This is a genomic window from Arthrobacter sp. Ld5, from assembly GCF_051172775.1.
In the GTDB taxonomy this organism is placed as follows: Bacteria; Actinomycetota; Actinomycetes; order Actinomycetales; family Micrococcaceae; genus Arthrobacter_D.
In genome coordinates, this window is sequence record NZ_JBPKBO010000002.1 from 33,477 (window position 1) to 50,690 (window position 17,214).

The following is a 17,214-nucleotide window of genomic DNA, read 5'->3' on the forward strand; positions in this document are numbered from 1 at the left end:
AGCGGTCTTTTCTGTCTTCTCGGCGACGAAAGATGCGTACAGTTCTCGCAGTACCCGCCCCCACCCCGAAGGCACCATGCGCACCGACACATCTCTCCCCACCGGCGACCAGGTGGTGCAGGAGCTCCCCTGGCGCTGGAAGGTCCAAGGGAAGATCTTCCTCATCGGCGGCCTCGGCTTCATGTTCGACGCCTGGGACGTGACCCTGAACGCCTACCTCATCCCGCTGCTGATCGGCGACTGGGGCCTGTCCCCCGGGCAGGCGGCATGGATCGCGACGTCGAACCTCATCGGCATGGCCGTCGGCGCCTTCGCGTGGGGCTCCGTCGCGGACCTGATCGGCCGCAAGAAGGCGTTCGCCCTCACGCTGCTCGTCTTCGCCCTCTTCACGGTGCTCGGGGCCTTCTCGCCGGACATCGTGTGGTTCTGCGTGTTCCGGTTCCTGGCCGGCTTCGGCCTCGGCGGCTGCATCCCCGTGGACTACGCGCTCGTCGGCGAGTTCACGCCGCGGCGCCAGCGCGGCCGTGTCCTGACGGCGATGGACGCGTGGTGGCCCATCGGCGCCTTCCTGTGCGGCGTGGTGACGACGGCGATCGTCGCGCAGTTCGGGGACTGGCGGTACGCCATGCTCGTCATGGTGCTGCCGGCCCTCCTCGTGTTCTGGGTGCGCCGCAGCGTGCCGGAATCCCCGCTGTACCTGGTGCAGCGCGGCAGGCGCGACGAGGCCCGGGCCGTCATCGACGACCTCGTGGCGAGGACCGGCGGCGAGGACCGTCCGTGGCGCCTGCCCGAGCCCGAGGACACCCCGCGGCTGTCGCTGGGGAGCATCTCGGGGCAGCTCACGGGCCTGTGGCGCTACAACTGGCGCATCACCCTGACGGCCTGGAGCCTGTTCCTGACCATCCTGCTCGTCTACTACGGAGCCCTCACGTGGATGCCGCGCATCCTGATCAGTTCCGGCTACGCGCAGTCCGTCGCGTTCATCACCACCACGTTCATGACCGGCGTCGGCTTCCTCGGCGTGATCGCCGCGGCGCTGCTGGTGGAGCGCGTGGGTCGCAAGTGGCTGCTGGCGATCACCGGTCCGGGATCGGCCGCGCTCCTCGTGGTGTTCGCCCTGACCCTGGACCTGCCGGCCGTCGCCACGGCCTGGCTGCTCGGGTTCGGCTTCGTGGTGCAGGTCGCGATCCCCGTGCTGTACACCTACGTGTCCGAGTTGTACCCCACCGAACTGCGGGGCAGCGGGTTCGGCTGGGCGTCGACGGTCTCGCGCATCGGCGCGGGCCTCGTGCCGCTGATCTTCGGCACCCTGCTGTGGCCCGTCCTCGGGCTGCCGGCCACCTTCGCGCTCATCGGCGGCCTCGTAGTCCTCGCCGTCGTGTTCATGGCGTTCAACGCGCCCGAGACGAAGGCCGCGCGGCTGCGGTGACCCGGGCCCGGACGCACCGGGAACGGGTCGCCGGACCGGCTCAGGACTCGGGAAGCTCCGCGTCCGGGGTCTCCTCGAGGGCGAGCACCTTCCAGGCGCCGTCGGTGAAGCGGACGGTCGCCGTGTAGACGGTGCCCTCGGGGGAGAACGGGCGCTGCGTGAGGATCGTGCCGTCCTCGGCGAACTCGGTGTACGCATCCGGGTTGACGGGGATCAGCGCGGTGACGTCGGTGCCCTCCGACACGTCCTCCTCCGGTGTGGTGAGGTAGACGTTCTCCACCTTGGGCTGCCCGCCCAGCACCCAGCCGCCGTCGGCGTACACGGAGCGCAGCCGCTCGGCCTCGGCCTGCTCGCCCTCGGCACCGTCCACGTGCTCGAGCAGCGCGGCGTCGTCCCCGGTCTGGAGGACGTACGCCTTCACGTCGAAGTAGTAGTAGAGGAACGCCCGCGCGCCGTCGGCGTCGGGCTCCCCCACCAGCTCGTTGGTCGCGGGCACCGGGATGTTCGCGGCGGGGCCCGCCGAACTGGCGGGCGACGGCGACGCGTCGGCCGGGGTGGCCGGCGCGGTCGAGGAGGTGCCGCCGCAGGCCGTGAGGGCCAGCAAGGTGAGGGCGGCGGTGGCTGCGAGGCGGGGGAAGGTCATGGTGGTCCCAACGGTGTCCGGCGAAAACGGTAGTGGCCTGAGGCCACTACCACTCTATCGGCGCCCGGAATAGTTTTCGCGTAAATTGCGCGCGGAGGATTGACTCGCGGTGTGAGGTCGGACACGCTGGGGGCTGACCCCCGAAGGAGACCCCGTGAAACCACGCCACGCCACCGTCGTCGTGCTGACCGCCCTTGTTGCCGGTTCCGTCGCTGCACCGCCCGCCCTCGCGGCCCCGAAGAACCCGGCCGACTCCTCCTCCGCCTCGGCCCAGCATTCGCTGCGCGCCGCGGTCACGGACGAGAACTTCTACTTCGTCATGGCCGACCGCTTCAAGAACGGCAGCACGGCCAACGACGACGGCGGGCTCGGCCCCGACCCGTCGGTGTCCGGCTTCGACCCCACGCGCAAGGGCTACTACAACGGTGGCGACCTGCAGGGACTGCTCCAGGAGCTCGACTACATCCAGGGCATGGGGACCACCTCCATCTGGCTCACGCCGAGCTTCAAGAACCGCGCCGTGCAGCCCGAGGACAACTCGGCCGGCTACCACGGCTACTGGATCACGGACTTCACGCAGATCGATCCGCACCTCGGCACCAACGAGGACCTGAGGACGCTCATCGACGCCGCCCACGCGCGCGGGATGAAGGTCTACTTCGACATCATCACGAACCACACGGCCGACGTCATCGGGTACGACGCCGGGGAGCGCGCCCCGTACATCTCCAAGGACGAGGAGCCGTACCGCGACGCCGACGGCACCGCCTTCGACGACCGCGACTACGCGGGCACCGACACCTTCCCCGCGCTCGACGCCGAGACCTCCTTCCCGTACGTCCCGGTGGTCCCGGAGGCCGACAAGAACCTCAAGGTCCCCGAGTGGCTGAACGATCCCACGCTCTATCACAACCGCGGCGACACGACCTTCGCCGGTGAGGACTCCTTCTACGGCGACTTCTTCGGCCTCGACGACCTCTCCACCGAGCACCCCGTGGTGGTGGACGGCATGATCGACATCTACAAGACGTGGATCGCGGACTTCGGCGTGGACGGCTTCCGGATCGACACCATGAAGCACGTCAACGACGAGTTCTGGCAGGAATTCGGCCCGGAGGTGCTCTCCTACGCGCAGGAGCAGGGCAAGGACGAGTTCTTCATGTTCGGCGAGGTCTTCGACACCACGAAGTCCTTCACGTCGCAGTTCACCACGCGCAACCGCATGCAGTCGGTCCTCGACTTCCCCTTCCAGGCAGCCGCCCGCGGCTACGCCTCGCAGGGCGCGCCGGCGTCCGACCTCGAGCGCTTCTTCGCCGGTGACGACTGGTACACGGACGCCGATTCCAACGCCTACAGCCTCCCGACCTTCCTCGGGAACCACGACATGGGCCGGATCGGCAGCTTCATCGCGAGCGACAACCCCGGCGCCGCCGACGACGAGCTGGTGTCACGGGACACCCTCGCCCACGAGTTGATGTACTTCTCGCGCGGCAACCCGGTGATCTACTACGGCGACGAGCAGGGATTCACCGGGCCCGGAGGCGACCAGGACGCCCGGCAGACGCTGTTCGCCAGCCAGGTCCCCGAGTACCTCGACGACGACCTGCTGGGCACCGACGCGACCCATGCCACGGACACCTTCGACGCGGACCACCCCCTGTACCAGGGCATCCGGACGCTCGCCGAGATCACCGCGGAGCACCCGGCCCTGCGCAACGGCGCCCACCAGCACCGGTATGCCTCGGAGGGACCGGGCATCTACGCGTTCTCCCGGACCGACGCGAAGGACCAGCGCGAGTACGTGGTGGCGCTGAACAACAGCACCGAGCCGAAGACCGCGGCGATCCCCACCTACGCCGGCAAGCGCACCTTCGGCCTCGTCTACGGCGACGCCCCGAAGCACGCGAAGTCCGCGGCCGACGGCGCCCTCACCGTCACCGTCCCCGCCCTGTCCACGGTGGTCTACGAGCTGAAGGGCAACGTCCCGAAGTCGAAGGCCGCGCCCGCGATCGGCCTGCAGCAGCCCGCACCCGCCGCCGAGGACAACGGACGCATGAGGGTGGCTGCCGATGTCGCCGGGTCCTCGTTCTACGAGGTCACGTTCGAGGCCCGCACCCCGGGCTCCGCGTGGACGGGCATCGGGACGGACGACAACGCGCCGTACAGCGTCTACCACGACACCAGTGCCCTGCCGGCCGGATCCGCCGTCGAGTACCGCGCCGTGGTCCTCGACAACGCGCGCCACACCCGGACCTCCGCAGTGGCGTCCGCCACCGTGCCGCAGGCACGACTGACGATGGGTCTGCCGGCCGAGGGCACGCAGGTCTCGGGCGACGTCGAGGTGACCGCCACGGCGAGCCCGGAGAACTCCGAGTACGCCGTGACCCTCGAGCGCAGCGTCGCCGGAGGCGCGTGGACGGCCATCGGCACGGACGATTCGTCGCCGACCTACACCGCCGTCGACGATCTCGCGGCCCTCGACCTCGCCGAAAGCACCCAGGTGCGGTACCGCGCCGTGCTCGGGACGTCGGTGAGTGACATCAGGACCGTGACGGTCGGCTCGGTCATCGAGCAGCCCGGCACCGTGGCCGTCGCCGGCAGCCTCGACTCCGAGCTGGGCTGCGGCGGGGACTGGGACCCGGCGTGCGACCAGGCACAGATGACGTTCGACGACGCCTCGCAGACCTGGATCCTCGAGGTCGCGGACCTGCCGGCCGGCACCTACGAGTACAAGGCCGCCCTCAACCGCGGCTGGACCGAGAACTACGGTGCCGGCGGCGGGCGGGACGGCAGCAACATCGTCCTCCAGCACGCGGGCGGTCCGGTGACCTTCGTGTACGACCACCGCACGCATGTGATCACCACGCGCTAGCTTCTCCGGAGCGCACACGGCGACGGCCGGGACCCCGCGTCCCGGCCGTCGCCGCGTCCCGGCCCGGTCCTGCTAGAGCCAGTCGTTCCGCTTGAAGGCCCAGTACAGTCCGCCGCCCATCGCGACCATCAGCAGCAGCGCGAACGGGTAACCCAGCCCCCAGTGCAGCTCGGGGATGACATCGAAGTTCATCCCGTAGATCGAGGCGATCAGGGTCGGCGCGAAGAGGATCGCAGCCCAGGAGGAGATGCGCTTGACCTCCTCGCCCTGCTGGAGCGACGTCTCGGTCAGGCGCGTCGTCTCCTCGTTCTGCCGCTGGGCCACGAGGGTGGAGTGCACCGTCAGGGCGTTCTGCAGCAGCGCGCGGAACGTGTTGACCCGCTCGACGACACGGATCACGTGGTCCTGGACGTCCCGGAGGTTCCGCGCGAGCTCGTCCTCCATCCGGTACTTGTCGGATCCCCGCAGCAGGGCGTCCATCATGTCCTCCAGGGGCTGCGTGGCGCGCTGGAACTCGATGACCTCGCGGTGCAGCTCGTAGATCCTCCGCGAGACGTCCGGCGCTCCCCCGAACAGTTCGTTCTCGATCTCGTCGACGTCGTTCTCCAGGCCCTGGACGACGGGCCCGTACTCGTCCACCACCTGGTCGAGCATGGCGTACAGGACGGCCTGCGGTCCCGCGCCGAGGAGTTCCGGATCCGCCTCGAGCCTCCGCCGCACGATCCCGAGGTCCGGTGACTCGGCATGCCGGATGGTCACCACGAAGTCCTGGCCGATGAAGATGTGCAGCTCGCCGAACTCCACCTTCTCCTCGGCGTCGAGGTAGCGCGCGGGCCGCAGCACCACGAACAGGGTGTCCCCGTAGCGCTCGAGCTTCGCGCGCTGGTGCCCGTTGGTGGCGTCCTCGACGGCGAGCGGGTGCAGCCCGAACTCCGTCTCGACAGCCTGGATCTCCATCCGTTCGGGGCGGTACAGGCCGATCCAGCCCATGCCGCCGCTGTCCCGCATGAGCTCGAACGTCTGGTCGAGGGTGTCGGGGTTGATGCGCTTCTTCCCGCCGACGTAGACGGCGTTCGCGACGAGGGGCATCTCAGGCCCCGTTCCCGGCGGCGCCCGCACGACCGGCAGCCAGCCCGGCGAGGGTCTCGATCAGGAGCCGGCGCTCCTCCACCTTGATCCGCTCGTGGAGCGTCTCCTCGGTGTCGTCGGGCAGGACGGCGACGGCGGCCTGGGCGAGAATGGGGCCCGTGTCCACCCCCGCGTCCGCGATCATCACGGTGCAGCCCGTCACCTTGACGCCGTAGGCGAGGGCGTCGCGCACCCCGTGGGCGCCCGGGAAGCTCGGTAGGAGCGCCGGGTGCGTGTTGAGGTAGCGGTCGGGGAACGCATCGAGGAAGTGCTGGTCGACGATCCGCATGAATCCCGAGGACACGACGTAGTCCGGTTCGTGGGCGGCGACGGCCTCGGTGAGGGCGCGGTTCCAGTCCGACCGCTCCCCGTACTGCCGGAAGTCCACCTCGAACGTCGGGATCCCCGCGGCGGCTGCTCGCCGGACGCCACCGGTGCCGGAGCGGTCAGCGCCGACGGCGGCGATGGTCACGGGAAGACGGCCCTCGGCGACGGCGTCGATCACGGCCTGGAGGTTCGATCCGGAGCCGGAGACGAGGACTACGATGCGCATGACTCAACCTTAGGGTCTCGCCTCGCCTAGGGTTGAACCATGGCGAGGCGAGGAACCACCAGGCAGCAGGACACCGTCCGGACCGGACCGCGGGGTCCCGGAGCCGGGCCGGCAGCCCCCGACGACCCCGCGGCAGCGCGCGCCGCGTCCGCCAGGCTCTGGCTGCGCCTGTTCCTCCTGGCCCTGCTCGGGGCCGCGCTGACCAGCAGCCTGGTGCTGCCGTGGAAGGTGCTGGCGCTCCTCCTGGCCCTGTTCGCCCTCGCCGCCGGCGTCGTCGGGCTCGTCAAGGCCATCGGCGCGAAGTCCCCCCGGTTCGTCGTGCTCGCGCTGTCCGTCGGGCTGGCGGCCGCCCTGTTCCTCACGGCGGGTACTGCCGCGTCGGTGCTCCTCTGGCCGATCACGCAGACGTACGAGGACTGCATGTCCCGCGCCCTCACCCTGCAGGCCCAGCGGGACTGCGAGGACGGGCTGCGGAGCCTCGACGGCTTCGGTGGCGGGTAGGGCCGGACTCCCCGGGCTCAGCGCCGCCGCGGCTCCCGCTCCAGCACGGGCCCCAGGGCGTACCCGAGCAGGGCACCGGCGGCGACCTCCAGGGCGAGCCACAGGCCGACCGCCAGCGGGTCCGGCCCGAGGTCGGTGAAGCGGCCGAGGCCGAGCGAGGCGCGCGAGAGGAGGGCGACGGCGGCGCCGACGAGCCCCGCGGCGAGGCCGATCAGCGCGGAGAGGGCGAGGGTCGACGCCGTCGCGGTGAGCCACCGCCTGCTGCTCTGCAGCACGAGCCACTCGTCGAAATGGTTCTCGCCCTCGCGGAAGAACCACCAGCCGGCGAGGAGCCCGGCGAGGACCGGGATGGCCAGGGCCGCGTATCCGTACTCGAGCGTGCCGGCGGGGAGCGCACCGAGGACGGGCACGGCGGGCAGGGGGCCGACGGTGCTCGCGAGCGGCGTGAGCGAACTCCCCGTGCCGAGCGCGAAGCCCGCACCCGTGGACCAGGCCAGAGCCCAGAGGGCCAGGTTGGGCAGGAACCCGAGCTGGAGCAGGGTGAGGACGGTGGCGCCGGCGATCCCGCCGTCGATGCGCTCGTAGATCGAGGCCACCCCCGCCCAGTTCAGTCCGATCGCGACGGCGAGCAGTGCGGCCGAGAGGCACGCGGCGACCAGCACGGCGATGAAGCCCGCCCGGACGACCGACCAGGCGTAGGACCCCGCCCAGCGGGAGTGCTGGCTGGCCCGGCCCACCCAGGCGGCGAAGTCCACGCCCACCAGGCGGCTCCAGGCGCCCGCCTCCCGGTAGGCGCCGGTGATCAGCCCGATCCCGGCGGACACGGGAGGGATGAGGGCTCCGGCCACGAGCGGGACGGAGGCGTCCGGGGTGCCCGACACATAGGCGATGCCCGCGCCGATCGCCGCGTAGGTGATGAGGGCTCCGAGCAGCGCCTGCCACAGCTGGTCGGTGTAGGACGCCCGGGCCAGCCGGCGCCCCGCGCGCCAGGCGAGGAGGAGCGGCACGAGGATCAGGCCGAGGGGAACCACGTGCAGCAGCCCCGACGCCGCCTCCGCCCCGGCGACCCCCGGGGGGAAGTGCAGCACGAGGGGCACCCCGTGCATGAGGAGCCAGCCCTGGCCTGCGAGGCGGGCGGCGGAGTCCGCCGTCCGGTCGGCGAATCCCCCGGTGAGCCATACGGCGGCGACCGGGAGCACCACCAGCAGGGCGGAGATGACGGCGGCCTGTCCGAGTTCGAGCACCCCCTGGAGCCACAGGGGCATGGGTAGGGCGCGGGGCTTGGCAGGGATTTTCATCCCTCCCATGGTGCCACCGCCGCGGGCACGCGCCGCCCACCGACGCGGGGCGGCGCCCGGCGACGGCGGGGCGGCGGTCACCCGAGGATGTCGACGAGGCCCTTGACGACCGCGAGGCCCGCACCGATGAACGCGATCACGATGACGAACAGGCGGGCCTGGTGGTCGCGGACGAAGCGGCCGAGTTTCTCCCCGGCGAAGATGCCGGCCACGATCGCCAGTCCGATCGCGATCCACATCCAGGGCGCGAGGACGGGCGCCTGGGCCGGGTCGAGGAGCAGCTTCGTCACGAGGGTGACCGAGCCGATGCAGACGAAGAAGGGCTGGAGCGTCGCGGCGAAGGGGCGCTGGGGCCAGCGTGCGAGGAGGGCGTACGCGCTGACGGCCGGCCCCCCGACCCCCGCCATCGAGTTCGTGACACCGGCGGCGAAGCCCGCGACCGCCTTCGGCGTGTTGCCGCGCACCACGACGTCGGAGCGCTGGAGCAGCAGGGAGACGCTCAGTGCCACGAGAACCACGGCGCCGACCGTCACCGACAGCGGCGCGGACGGGAGGGCCACCGCGAGGAAGGACCCCGGGATGGATCCGAACAGGGAGGGGACGACGAGCCAGCGGAACATGCTCCAGTCGATGTCCTTCCAGACCCGGCCCACGATGATCGCCGAGGACACGACGCCGCAGAGGTTCACGAGGAGCACACCCTCGTGCGGTCCGAGGATGATCACGAGGAACGGGGCGATCAGCAGCGCGAACCCCAGGCCGGCGATGCGCTGCGCGATGGCCCCCACGAGGATCGAGGCCAGCACGATGGAGAAGATCCCGAGAGTCACCCGATCAACAGTACGCCCGGGCAACCATCAGTCCCTCCCCCGCTGCCGTCCTGTGACGGCGGTACGCTGGGCCCATGACGGCCCTCACGACCGCACTTGCCACCGCGGACTGGCGCCGACGCGTCTTCCGCCTGTACGACGACGTCCGCGAGCGCGCCGCCTCCGCGTCGCCCGAGGACGCCCACGGCCTGTGGCGCGACGGCCGGGACGCGCTGTTCCGCGCCCACCCGGCGTCGGCCCTCCGGGACGGCGCGAGGGGCTCCTTCGCCGGGCTGGCAGTGGCACCCTACGATCCGGCCTTCCGGTTCGAGGCGGAAGTGGACGACGCGGGCGCGGGGCAGGCGATGAACGTCGCGACCGGCACCGACGGCGTCGTGCCGTTCAGCCGCCTCGGCAGCGTCGTCCTGCCCGGCCTCGGGAAGCTCGCCCTCTGGCGGCTCGACTCCTACGGCGGCGGACTGTTCCTGCCGCTGCGCGACGGCACGTCGGGCAAACCGGGAGGCACCTACGGCGGCGGGCGCTACGTCCTGGACACCGTCAAGGGGGCCCACCTGGGCGAAGGACGCGAGCCGGGACGCCTCGTGGTGGACCTCAACTTCGCCTACAACCCGTCGTGCGCCTACGACGAGGCCTGGGCCTGCCCCCTGCCCGGCCCGGACAACCGGCTCGCGGACGACGTCCCGGTGGGCGAGCTCTACCGGGAGTACTGACCCGGAGTGCTGGACTCCCTCACCCGCGGACGGTAGGGTGCCCGGCCGCGGGTCGGGTGCCCGTGCAGGCCCTATCATGGGACCACACCCACCCACTCTCCGGAGGCTCCGATTACAGACACGGCCGCGCAACACGACATCTACTTCGGCGCACCCGAGCCGGAGAACGAAGCGGAAATCCTGGAATCGGCGTCCCGCGCGGCGGTGGCCCGGCTCGAGGGCCGCACGGACATCACGACCGTCAAGCGGCGTTTCACGCTGGTCAACCAGGACCGCACGCCGCACCAGGCGATGGTCGAGGACCTCCTGTTCATCCGCCGCGCGCTCGACGACGCCGGCATCGGGTTCCTGCTGGTGCGCGGCAACGATGAGCGGCCCGTGATCGCCGTGGACCTCAAGGACCGCGAGAAGCTGCGCGCCGCGCTCGTCGAGGCCTGCCGGGACGAGCCGTTCTACTCCCGCACCGTGGACACGAAGCGCCGCACCACCCTCCTCGTGAGCGACGGGCACCTCTCGAGCAGCGGCAAGGCCCGCATCTTCCGCCTGTTCCGGCCGCGCATCGAGCCCCTCGGCGGCCTCGCGTACGGCCCGTCCGCCGGTGTGCAGATCGAACTGTGGGCGCTCGGGGACAACGCCATCGAACTGCCGGTGGAGAATTCCCTGACCCGCCGCACCCTCCCCGCCGCCGAGGTGGTGCGCGGTGAGGTGGAACGCCACGGACTCACCTGGCCCACGATCGACAACATGTTCGCGGACCACGCGACGGACATCGACTTCGACATCGACCTCGTCTTCTCCTGGGTGGACGGCAGCAGCCCCGAGTACCGGGCGGCGCGGGCGGCCCGCATGGAGGGTGTGGTGGTCGGTGAGGGCGACGACCACGAGGCACGCTTCCGGCAGATCGACGAGCTCAAGTACGCGCTCCGCTCCGTCTACATGTTCGCGCCGTGGGTCCGCCGGATCTTCATCGCCACCGACTCCGACCGCCCCGCCTGGCTCGCCGACCACCCCTCCGTCACGCTCGTGCGGTCCGAGGAGCACTTCAGTGACCCCTCCGTCCTCCCCACGCACAACTCGCAGGCCGTCGAGGCGCAGCTCCAGCACATCCCCGGCCTCTCCGAGTACTTCCTCTACTCCAACGACGACATGTTCTTCGGCCGCCCCGTCGCCCCGGACATGTTCTTCTCCCCCGGCGGGGTCACGAAGTTCATCGAGGCGGACACGCGCATCGGCCTGGGCGACAACGACGCCGAGCGCAGCGGGTTCGAGAACGCCGCCCGCGTTAACCGCCGCCTCCTGCACGAGCGCTTCGGCCGCATCACCACACGGCACCTCGAGCACACCGCCGCCCCCCTCCGGAAGAGCGTCCTGCTCGAGATGGAGACGGAGTTCGCCGCGGAGTTCGCGGCGACGGCGGCCTCCCGGTTCCGCGCCAAGGACAACATCTCGGTCACGAACTCGCTGTACCACTACTACGCGCTGCTCACCGGACGCGCCGTCACCCAGGAGATGGCGAAGGTGAAGTACGTGGACACCACGCTGCGGTCCGGGCTGAAGAGCCTGAACAAGATGCTCGACAAGCGCAACCAGGACTTCTTCTGCCTCAACGACGGCAGCTTCCCGGAGGTCGCGGCCGAGGAGCGGGCCCACCTCGTGACGGACTTCCTCGAGAAGTACTTCCCGGTCAAGGCTCCCTGGGAGGTCTGAGCCCCGCCGCGGGGTGTCGGGGGCGCATGCCAGACTGACGCGATGCAGACCTTCCTGCCGTACCCCGACTTCGCGGCCAGCGCCCGTGTGCTCGATCAGGCGAGGCTCGGCAAGCAGCGCGTCGAGACGCTGCAGGCGCTGCGCGCCCTCGTCATCCCCGACTACGGCTGGCGTCGCCACCCGGCCATCCGCATGTGGATGGGGTACGTCCCGGCGCTGACCGTCTACGGCCTGGCCATGGTGGCCGAGTGGGTTTCGCGCGGCCACGCCGACTCGACGCACCGGCAGATCCTCGAGTTCGCCCCGCGCGTGCTCGAGGAGCCGGACGTGCCGATGCCGCCCTGGTTCGGCGACCCGGCGCTGCACCTGAGCCACCGGTCGAACCTGGTCCAGAAGGCACCGGAGATCTACCGGCACCGGTTCCCCGGCGCGCCGGAGGACCTTCCCTACGTCTGGCCCGCTCCGGAACGCGAGAGCGAGCCGGTCGAGCCCGCGGGCCGGCGCCTGTGGATCTGGCGCGGTGCGTGCACTCCTACCGGCACCGCCGACGACGCCGTGCTGCTCATGCCGCACGTCCCGGCCGGCGGTCACGCCGCCCCGAAGTGGCAGCGGCAACTGCACGCGTTCGAGGAATCCGTGGAGGAGGGCGACGCCGTGGCCCTGCCCGACGCGGACGGGTGCTTCCGGACCGGGCGCGTGGGCCCGGTCCTCATGCACGAGGACGGACTGGTGCGTACGGCCCGCCTGCAGGGCCGGCTACGCCGCTCGGACGTCGATCCGCCGGCCCTGCTGCAGGACCCGCGGACGCTCTTCGGCGTCGGCCTTCCCCCCACCCTGCGCACGTGACCAGGCCATGGGGTCGGGCGGCAGGATCGGTCCGTGCGATCAGGCGGAGGTGAGGTGCCGTGTACGGCCGACCTCGGGGATGACCACCCCGTGGGCCTCCAGGCGGCGCCGCGTCTCCTCGCGCGGGACCACCTCCCCCACCGTCGTGTGCCGCCCGGCGGGGACCACGGAGTGGACGATCGTCCCCTCGTAGACGTGGACGAGGTTGTAGGACTGGGCGCCGTCGCGGCCGCGGGTGCCCCCGCCGTCGAACATGAGGTCCTGCGTGTAGCACGTGGCGCTCGCCACCGAGACGGGGACGCCGGCGAACATCGCCGTCGTCGAGTAGTGGAGGTGCCCGGCGAGGATGGTGCGGACGTCCGAGCCGCGGACGACGTCGGCCAGGGAGCGCTGGTCGCGCAGTTCCACGAGCACCGCGAGGTCCTGGACGCTGGGGACGGGCGGGTGGTGCAGGGCGAGGATGGTCCCGTGCGGCGCGGGCACCTCGAGCTCCGCGGCGAGCCAGTGCAGCTGTTCGTCGGCCAGCTCCCCGTGGTGATGCCCCGGCACCGTGGAGTCCAGGGTGATGATGCGCAGGCCGTCGAGGAAGTGCACGGCGTCCACGGGAGCGTCCTGGCGTCCTCCGGGCTCCTCGTCGAGGAGGCCCGCCCGGAAGGCGGCGCGGTCGTCATGGTTGCCCATCGCCCAGACGACCCTCGCCCCCAGCCGCTCCGCCGCGGGGTCCACGATCGCCCGCAGCTTCGCGTACGCGCCCGGTTCCCCCTTGTCCGCGAGGTCGCCGGTGAAGACGATCGCGTCCGGTCGCGCCCCGGACGCCTCGAGGTCGTCGAACACCTCCTGCAGCCTCCGCTCGCTGTCCACCGCCCCGTACAGGGGGGCGTCTCCGCCGAGCAGGTGCGTGTCGCTCATGTGCAGGACGAAGTGCTGGGGCCGGGGGTGTTCTGCTGTCCGGGGGACCATGGAACCTTCTCCGATAGCTGGTGGGCACGCTGGCTTGTCTGCCATCAAAGCAGAAGGTCGCGTCCCTGTCAGTGAACACCCCACGGCACGGCGCGAAACACTCCGGAAACAGGTGGCGTCGGCGTCCGTCGAGTAGGGTATCGCCGCGAGGTGTTGATCATCGGGTCCCGCGGGGCCCTGCGGGCAGGGCACGAGAACAGGAGACCCCGGCATGTGCGGACGCTTCGTCATCGCGGGCAACAGGGCGGACCTCATCGACGCCTTCGAGGTGGACGAGGCCGCGGAGGACGAGGTGCCGCCGTCCTGGAACGTGGCACCGACCGACACCGTGCGGCTCGTCGTCGAGCGGCTGGACCCGCACACGGGGGAGCTGACGCGTCGGCTGGAACCGGCGCGCTGGGGCCTCATCCCCTCCTGGGCGAAATCCGCGTCCGTCGGGGCCCGCATGATCAACGCCCGCAGCGAGACCCTGCTGGAGAAGCCCTCCTTCCGGTCCGCCGCGCTCAAGCGCCGGGCGATCGTCCCCGCGAACGGCTACTACGAGTGGCGGAAGAACGACGACGGTTCGAAGACCCCGATCTACCTGCACGGCCCGGACGGCTCCCTCCTCGGCTTCGCCGGCCTCTACGAGTTCTGGCGCGACCCCGCGACCAGGTCCCCGGAGCACCCGCAGGGGGCCTGGGTGGTCAGCTGCACCATCATCACCCGGCCCGCGAGCGACGCCCTGGGCGAGATCCACGACCGCACACCCGTGGTCCTGCCGCCGGAGCTGCGCGCCGACTGGCTGGATCCGCGCAACGACTCGCGCGCCGTGGTGCAGGGGCTGCTGGACGCCATCCCGGACCCGGAGCTGGTACCCCGGATCGTCGGGACACGGGTCGGGTCGGTCCGCAACAACGGCCCCGACCTCATCGAGCCCCTGCCCGAGCCGCCCCACGGCGCCTAGGGTCGGAGGATGACGACGAGCAGGGCAGACACATGATCCGGACGGACATCGCCCCGGGTATCCACTTCCTCGAGCACGCCAGGACCAACGTCTACCTCGTGGAGGACGACGACGGGCTCCTCCTCGTCGACACCGGGCTGCCCCGCTCGAAGGGGCTGCTCCCCGCGGCGCTGACCCGGATCGGGCGCACGGTGCGGGACATCCGGGGCATCGTGCTCACGCACGGGCACTTCGACCATGTGGGGACCGCCGAGTACCTGCGCTCGCGGTACGGCATCCCGGTCTACTGCCACCCGGAGGACGCCCGCATCGCGGCCCACCCGTACAGCTACGACCGGGAACGGAGCCCGTTCCTCTACCCGCTGCGCTATCCGCGGGCCGTGCCGGGACTGCTGCGCATTACCGCCGCGGGGGCTGTCGCGGTCAGGGGGGTGCGCGACACCCTGCCGCTGACCCCCGAGGCGGCCGCGGCCCTCCCGGGCTCACCCGTGCTGGTCCCCACCCCGGGCCATACGCAGGGCCATTGCGCGCTGCACTTCCCGGAGCGCGACGCCGTCGTCAGTGGGGACGCCCTCGTCACGCTCGATCCCTACACCGGCCATCCCGGCCCGCAGGTGGTCGCCCGCGCCGCCACCGCGGACATGGACGCCGCCCTGCGGTCCCTCGACGCGCTGCGCTCCACGGCCGCGCGGACGGTCCTGCCGGGCCACGGGTTCCCCTGGCTCGCGGGGGTGGAGACGGCGGTCGCGCAGGCGAGGGAGGTCGGCGGGCACTAGGTCCGTCCCCGATCGACGCCGACCGGCCCGGGCGACGCGATACGCTGACAGCATGGGCTGGTTGAGGCGTCAGACGGTGGTGGGCTTCGCCCGCGGGACGGTGAAGCGCGGACTGCTCGCCATGGTCACGGCGCAGGCGGTGGTCATCGCAGGGGTCGTCGCCGTCGACGCGTACGAGAGGAGCCGCCGCACCCGGCGCCCGGCCTTCCCGCAGCCGGGCACGTTCCACACCACGATCGCGGACACCGAGACCACCGTCTACACGTACGGCGAGGACCTCTTCGAGGCGATGATCGCCGCGATCGACGGTGCGAAGGAGCAGGTGCTCCTGGAGACCTACATCTGGAAGGGCGACGAGGTCGGCGCACGCTTCCGGGACGCCGTGAACCGGGCGGCGGACCGCGGCGTGGACGTCTTCGTCATCTACGACGGCTTCGCCAACCTGGTGGTCAACCCGTTCTTCTACGACTTCCACCCCGCGGTGAACGCCTACCGCTTCCCGGTCATCCGCCCCTCGATCGTCTTCACGAACATCCGCGGCACGGGCCTCGACCACCGCAAGGTCCTCGTGGTGGACGGCGAGGTGGGATTCGTGGGCGGCTACAACATCGGGTCGCTGTACGCGACGAAGTGGCGCGACACGCACCTCCAGATCCGCGGCGCGTCCGTCTGGGAGCTCCGCGAGGCGTTCGTCAGCTTCTGGAATCTCCGGGCCATCCCCAAGCGGCCCGAACTGCCGGATCTCAGCGCCACCTACTGGGAGCCGCGCATCCGGGCGGTCAACAACGTCCCGGCCGTGCTGGTGTACCCCATCCGGGGGGTCTACCTGGATGCGATCAACCGCGCGCACAAGCACGTCTTCATCACCACCGCGTATTTCATCCCCGACCGGCAGATCCTCGACGCCCTGCTGCGCGCCAGCCGCCGCGGCGTGGACGTCCGGGTGATCCTCCCCGAGGATTCCAACCACGTGGTCTCCGACTGGCTGTCCCGCGGGTTCTACTCCTCCCTTATCAACGCCGGCGTGCGGATCCTGCTCTACCAGAACTCCATGATCCATGCGAAGACGGCCACGGTCGACGGCGAGTGGAGCACGGTCGGCACCGCCAACATCGACCGCCTCAGCCTCACCGGCAACTACGAGATCAACCTCGAGATCTTCGACCGGGACCTGGCGACGACCATGGAGAAGATCTTCGCGGTGGATTCCTCCAACAGCCGTGAGCTGACGCGCGAGGAGTGGGAGAGCCGCCACGTCGTGGCCCGCGCCAGCGAGATCATCCTCGCTCCGCTGCGCCCGTTCCTGTGACCCCGCGCGGCCCGGGTGCCGCGAAGCGCTCCAGGTAGCCGCGCTGCGAGGACTCCACGTGGCCGGCCATCAGGCGTCCGGCCTCCGCCTGGTTGCCGGCGTCGATCGCCGCGATGACGAGGCGGTGCTCGCCCCAGGACTGCTTCCCGCGATGGTCGACGTCGGCCGCGTACAGCCACTCGATCTTCCCGGAGATCTGCCGGAGCAGGGCCGTCAGCGAGGCGCTGCCGCTGAGCTCGGCGACACCGAGGTGGAAGCGGATGTTCAGCTCGGGGAGCGTTGCCAGGTCATCGGCCGCCACGGCGCGGTCGCCCTCGTCGAGGACGTCCGCGAGGGCCCGCCGCGCCGTCCACCACGCGACGTCCGGGGCCTCGGCGCCGAACTGGGCGGCGGCCCGCCGCGCCGCGCGCCGCGCGATCGTGGCCTCGATGACGCCGCGCACCGCGAACAGGTCCTCCGCGTCGTCGAGCGGGATCGCCGCCACGGTGGAGCCGGCGTAGGGGCGGGACTCGACGAAGCCCTCCGCCTCGAGCGCCCGCAGCGCCTCCCGCACGGGGACGCGGGAGACGCCGTACTTCGTCGCGAGCGCTGCCTCGGTGACCCGGGTGCCGGGCGCGAGGACCCCGAAGATGATGTCGTGGCGGAGGGCCGCGAGGACGCGCTGCGGCGCCCCCGCGTCCGCCTCAGGCCGCATCGGGCCCGCCGG

General features: G+C 71.2%; 16 protein-coding genes. 9 read left to right on the forward strand and 7 right to left on the reverse strand.

What is annotated here, in order from left to right:
• Positions 1-76: 76 nt before the first annotated feature.
• A complete protein-coding gene (locus ACSGDB_RS00540) occupies positions 77-1,429 on the forward strand; it encodes an MFS transporter (protein WP_434991960.1) in 1,353 nt (450 codons plus the stop codon).
• A gap of 40 nt (positions 1,430-1,469) precedes the next feature.
• On the opposite strand, the gene ACSGDB_RS00545 is transcribed toward ACSGDB_RS00540, so the two are convergent.
• Positions 1,470-2,072: a DUF6318 family protein gene (locus ACSGDB_RS00545; protein WP_434991961.1), complete on the reverse strand. Its 603-nt coding sequence runs from the start codon at positions 2,070-2,072 to the stop codon at positions 1,470-1,472.
• A gap of 154 nt (positions 2,073-2,226) precedes the next feature.
• On the opposite strand from ACSGDB_RS00545, the gene ACSGDB_RS00550 reads away from it, so the two are divergent.
• Positions 2,227-4,944, forward strand: a complete 2,718-nt coding sequence (locus tag ACSGDB_RS00550; protein WP_434991962.1) for an alpha-amylase family glycosyl hydrolase — start codon at positions 2,227-2,229, stop codon at positions 4,942-4,944.
• A gap of 72 nt (positions 4,945-5,016) precedes the next feature.
• On the opposite strand, the gene ACSGDB_RS00555 is transcribed toward ACSGDB_RS00550, so the two are convergent.
• Both ACSGDB_RS00555 and purN read right to left on the reverse strand, forming a co-directional pair.
• A complete protein-coding gene (locus ACSGDB_RS00555; protein WP_434991964.1) occupies positions 5,017-6,033 on the reverse strand; it encodes a magnesium and cobalt transport protein CorA in 1,017 nt (338 codons plus the stop codon).
• A 1-nt stretch (position 6,034) separates the two neighbouring features.
• Positions 6,035-6,625 (reverse strand): phosphoribosylglycinamide formyltransferase, encoded by a 591-nt coding sequence (purN, locus tag ACSGDB_RS00560; RefSeq protein ID WP_434991965.1) that lies wholly within the window; start codon positions 6,623-6,625, stop codon positions 6,035-6,037.
• A gap of 39 nt (positions 6,626-6,664) precedes the next feature.
• Here purN and ACSGDB_RS00565 point away from each other — a divergent pair, with 39 nt between their 5' ends.
• Complete coding sequence (locus tag ACSGDB_RS00565) at positions 6,665-7,126, forward strand: hypothetical protein (protein WP_434991966.1); 462 nt, start codon at positions 6,665-6,667, stop codon at positions 7,124-7,126.
• 17 nt (positions 7,127-7,143) lie between these two features.
• Here the strand turns inward: ACSGDB_RS00565 and ACSGDB_RS00570 are convergent, their stop codons facing one another.
• Together ACSGDB_RS00570 and ACSGDB_RS00575 are read right to left on the reverse strand one after the other, a co-directional pair.
• Positions 7,144-8,424 carry a cell division protein PerM gene (locus tag ACSGDB_RS00570; protein ID WP_434991968.1) on the reverse strand — a complete coding sequence of 427 codons (1,281 nt, stop codon included), beginning with the start codon at positions 8,422-8,424 and terminating at the stop codon, positions 7,144-7,146.
• A gap of 77 nt (positions 8,425-8,501) precedes the next feature.
• Entirely contained in the window at positions 8,502-9,254 is a 753-nt protein-coding gene (locus ACSGDB_RS00575; RefSeq protein WP_434991970.1) for a TSUP family transporter, read from the reverse strand.
• A gap of 74 nt (positions 9,255-9,328) precedes the next feature.
• Between ACSGDB_RS00575 and ACSGDB_RS00580 the strand changes: the two genes are divergently transcribed.
• The 3 genes from ACSGDB_RS00580 to ACSGDB_RS00590 all read left to right on the forward strand — a co-directional run bounded on the left by ACSGDB_RS00580 (position 9,329) and on the right by ACSGDB_RS00590 (position 12,517).
• Positions 9,329-9,964, forward strand: a complete 636-nt coding sequence (locus ACSGDB_RS00580; RefSeq protein ID WP_434991971.1) for a DUF1684 domain-containing protein — start codon at positions 9,329-9,331, stop codon at positions 9,962-9,964.
• Between the two features lie 291 nt (positions 9,965-10,255).
• Entirely contained in the window at positions 10,256-11,671 is a 1,416-nt protein-coding gene (locus tag ACSGDB_RS00585) for a stealth family protein (RefSeq protein ID WP_434992163.1), read from the forward strand.
• A gap of 42 nt (positions 11,672-11,713) precedes the next feature.
• Entirely contained in the window at positions 11,714-12,517 is an 804-nt protein-coding gene (locus ACSGDB_RS00590) for an MSMEG_6728 family protein (RefSeq protein WP_434991972.1), read from the forward strand.
• A gap of 39 nt (positions 12,518-12,556) precedes the next feature.
• On the opposite strand, the gene ACSGDB_RS00595 is transcribed toward ACSGDB_RS00590, so the two are convergent.
• Entirely contained in the window at positions 12,557-13,477 is a 921-nt protein-coding gene (locus tag ACSGDB_RS00595; RefSeq protein WP_434991974.1) for a phosphodiesterase, read from the reverse strand.
• 211 nt (positions 13,478-13,688) lie between these two features.
• Between ACSGDB_RS00595 and ACSGDB_RS00600 the strand changes: the two genes are divergently transcribed.
• From ACSGDB_RS00600 to ACSGDB_RS00610, 3 genes are read left to right on the forward strand one after another with little or no spacing between them, the layout of a single operon-like run.
• Positions 13,689-14,423, forward strand: coding sequence for an SOS response-associated peptidase (locus ACSGDB_RS00600; RefSeq protein WP_434991976.1), 735 nt, complete (start codon positions 13,689-13,691; stop codon positions 14,421-14,423).
• Positions 14,424-14,455: 32 nt separating this feature from the next.
• The gene (locus tag ACSGDB_RS00605; RefSeq protein ID WP_434991978.1) at positions 14,456-15,199 is read left to right on the forward strand and encodes an MBL fold metallo-hydrolase; all 744 of its coding nucleotides are present in this window, start codon (positions 14,456-14,458) and stop codon (positions 15,197-15,199) included.
• Positions 15,200-15,251: 52 nt separating this feature from the next.
• Complete coding sequence (locus ACSGDB_RS00610) at positions 15,252-16,508, forward strand: phospholipase D-like domain-containing protein (RefSeq protein ID WP_434991980.1); 1,257 nt, start codon at positions 15,252-15,254, stop codon at positions 16,506-16,508.
• Here the strand turns inward: ACSGDB_RS00610 and ACSGDB_RS00615 are convergent.
• On the reverse strand, positions 16,477-17,202 hold the full coding sequence (locus ACSGDB_RS00615) for a GntR family transcriptional regulator (RefSeq protein WP_434991982.1): 726 nt from the start codon (positions 17,200-17,202) through the stop codon (positions 16,477-16,479). The two genes, ACSGDB_RS00610 and ACSGDB_RS00615, sit on opposite strands and share 32 nt — an antisense overlap.
• Between the last annotated feature and the right edge of the window lie 12 nt (positions 17,203-17,214).

Excerpts from the sequence above, each read along its gene's own strand:
- ACSGDB_RS00540 (WP_434991960.1), top strand. The coding sequence starts at position 77 with ATGCGCACCGACACATCTCTCCCCACCGGCGACCAGGTGGTGCAGGAG.
- ACSGDB_RS00545 (WP_434991961.1), bottom strand. The coding sequence starts at position 2,072 with ATGACCTTCCCCCGCCTCGCAGCCACCGCCGCCCTCACCTTGCTGGCC.
- ACSGDB_RS00555 (WP_434991964.1), bottom strand. The coding sequence starts at position 6,033 with ATGCCCCTCGTCGCGAACGCCGTCTACGTCGGCGGGAAGAAGCGCATC.
- purN (WP_434991965.1), bottom strand. The coding sequence starts at position 6,625 with ATGCGCATCGTAGTCCTCGTCTCCGGCTCCGGATCGAACCTCCAGGCC.
- ACSGDB_RS00565 (WP_434991966.1), top strand. The coding sequence starts at position 6,665 with ATGGCGAGGCGAGGAACCACCAGGCAGCAGGACACCGTCCGGACCGGA.
- ACSGDB_RS00570 (WP_434991968.1), bottom strand. The coding sequence starts at position 8,424 with ATGAAAATCCCTGCCAAGCCCCGCGCCCTACCCATGCCCCTGTGGCTC.
- ACSGDB_RS00580 (WP_434991971.1), top strand. The coding sequence starts at position 9,329 with ATGACGGCCCTCACGACCGCACTTGCCACCGCGGACTGGCGCCGACGC.
- ACSGDB_RS00585 (WP_434992163.1), top strand. The coding sequence starts at position 10,256 with ATGGTCGAGGACCTCCTGTTCATCCGCCGCGCGCTCGACGACGCCGGC.
- ACSGDB_RS00590 (WP_434991972.1), top strand. The coding sequence starts at position 11,714 with ATGCAGACCTTCCTGCCGTACCCCGACTTCGCGGCCAGCGCCCGTGTG.
- ACSGDB_RS00595 (WP_434991974.1), bottom strand. The coding sequence starts at position 13,477 with ATGGTCCCCCGGACAGCAGAACACCCCCGGCCCCAGCACTTCGTCCTG.
- ACSGDB_RS00600 (WP_434991976.1), top strand. The coding sequence starts at position 13,689 with ATGTGCGGACGCTTCGTCATCGCGGGCAACAGGGCGGACCTCATCGAC.
- ACSGDB_RS00605 (WP_434991978.1), top strand. The coding sequence starts at position 14,456 with ATGATCCGGACGGACATCGCCCCGGGTATCCACTTCCTCGAGCACGCC.
- ACSGDB_RS00610 (WP_434991980.1), top strand. The coding sequence starts at position 15,252 with ATGGGCTGGTTGAGGCGTCAGACGGTGGTGGGCTTCGCCCGCGGGACG.
- ACSGDB_RS00615 (WP_434991982.1), bottom strand. The coding sequence starts at position 17,202 with ATGCGGCCTGAGGCGGACGCGGGGGCGCCGCAGCGCGTCCTCGCGGCC.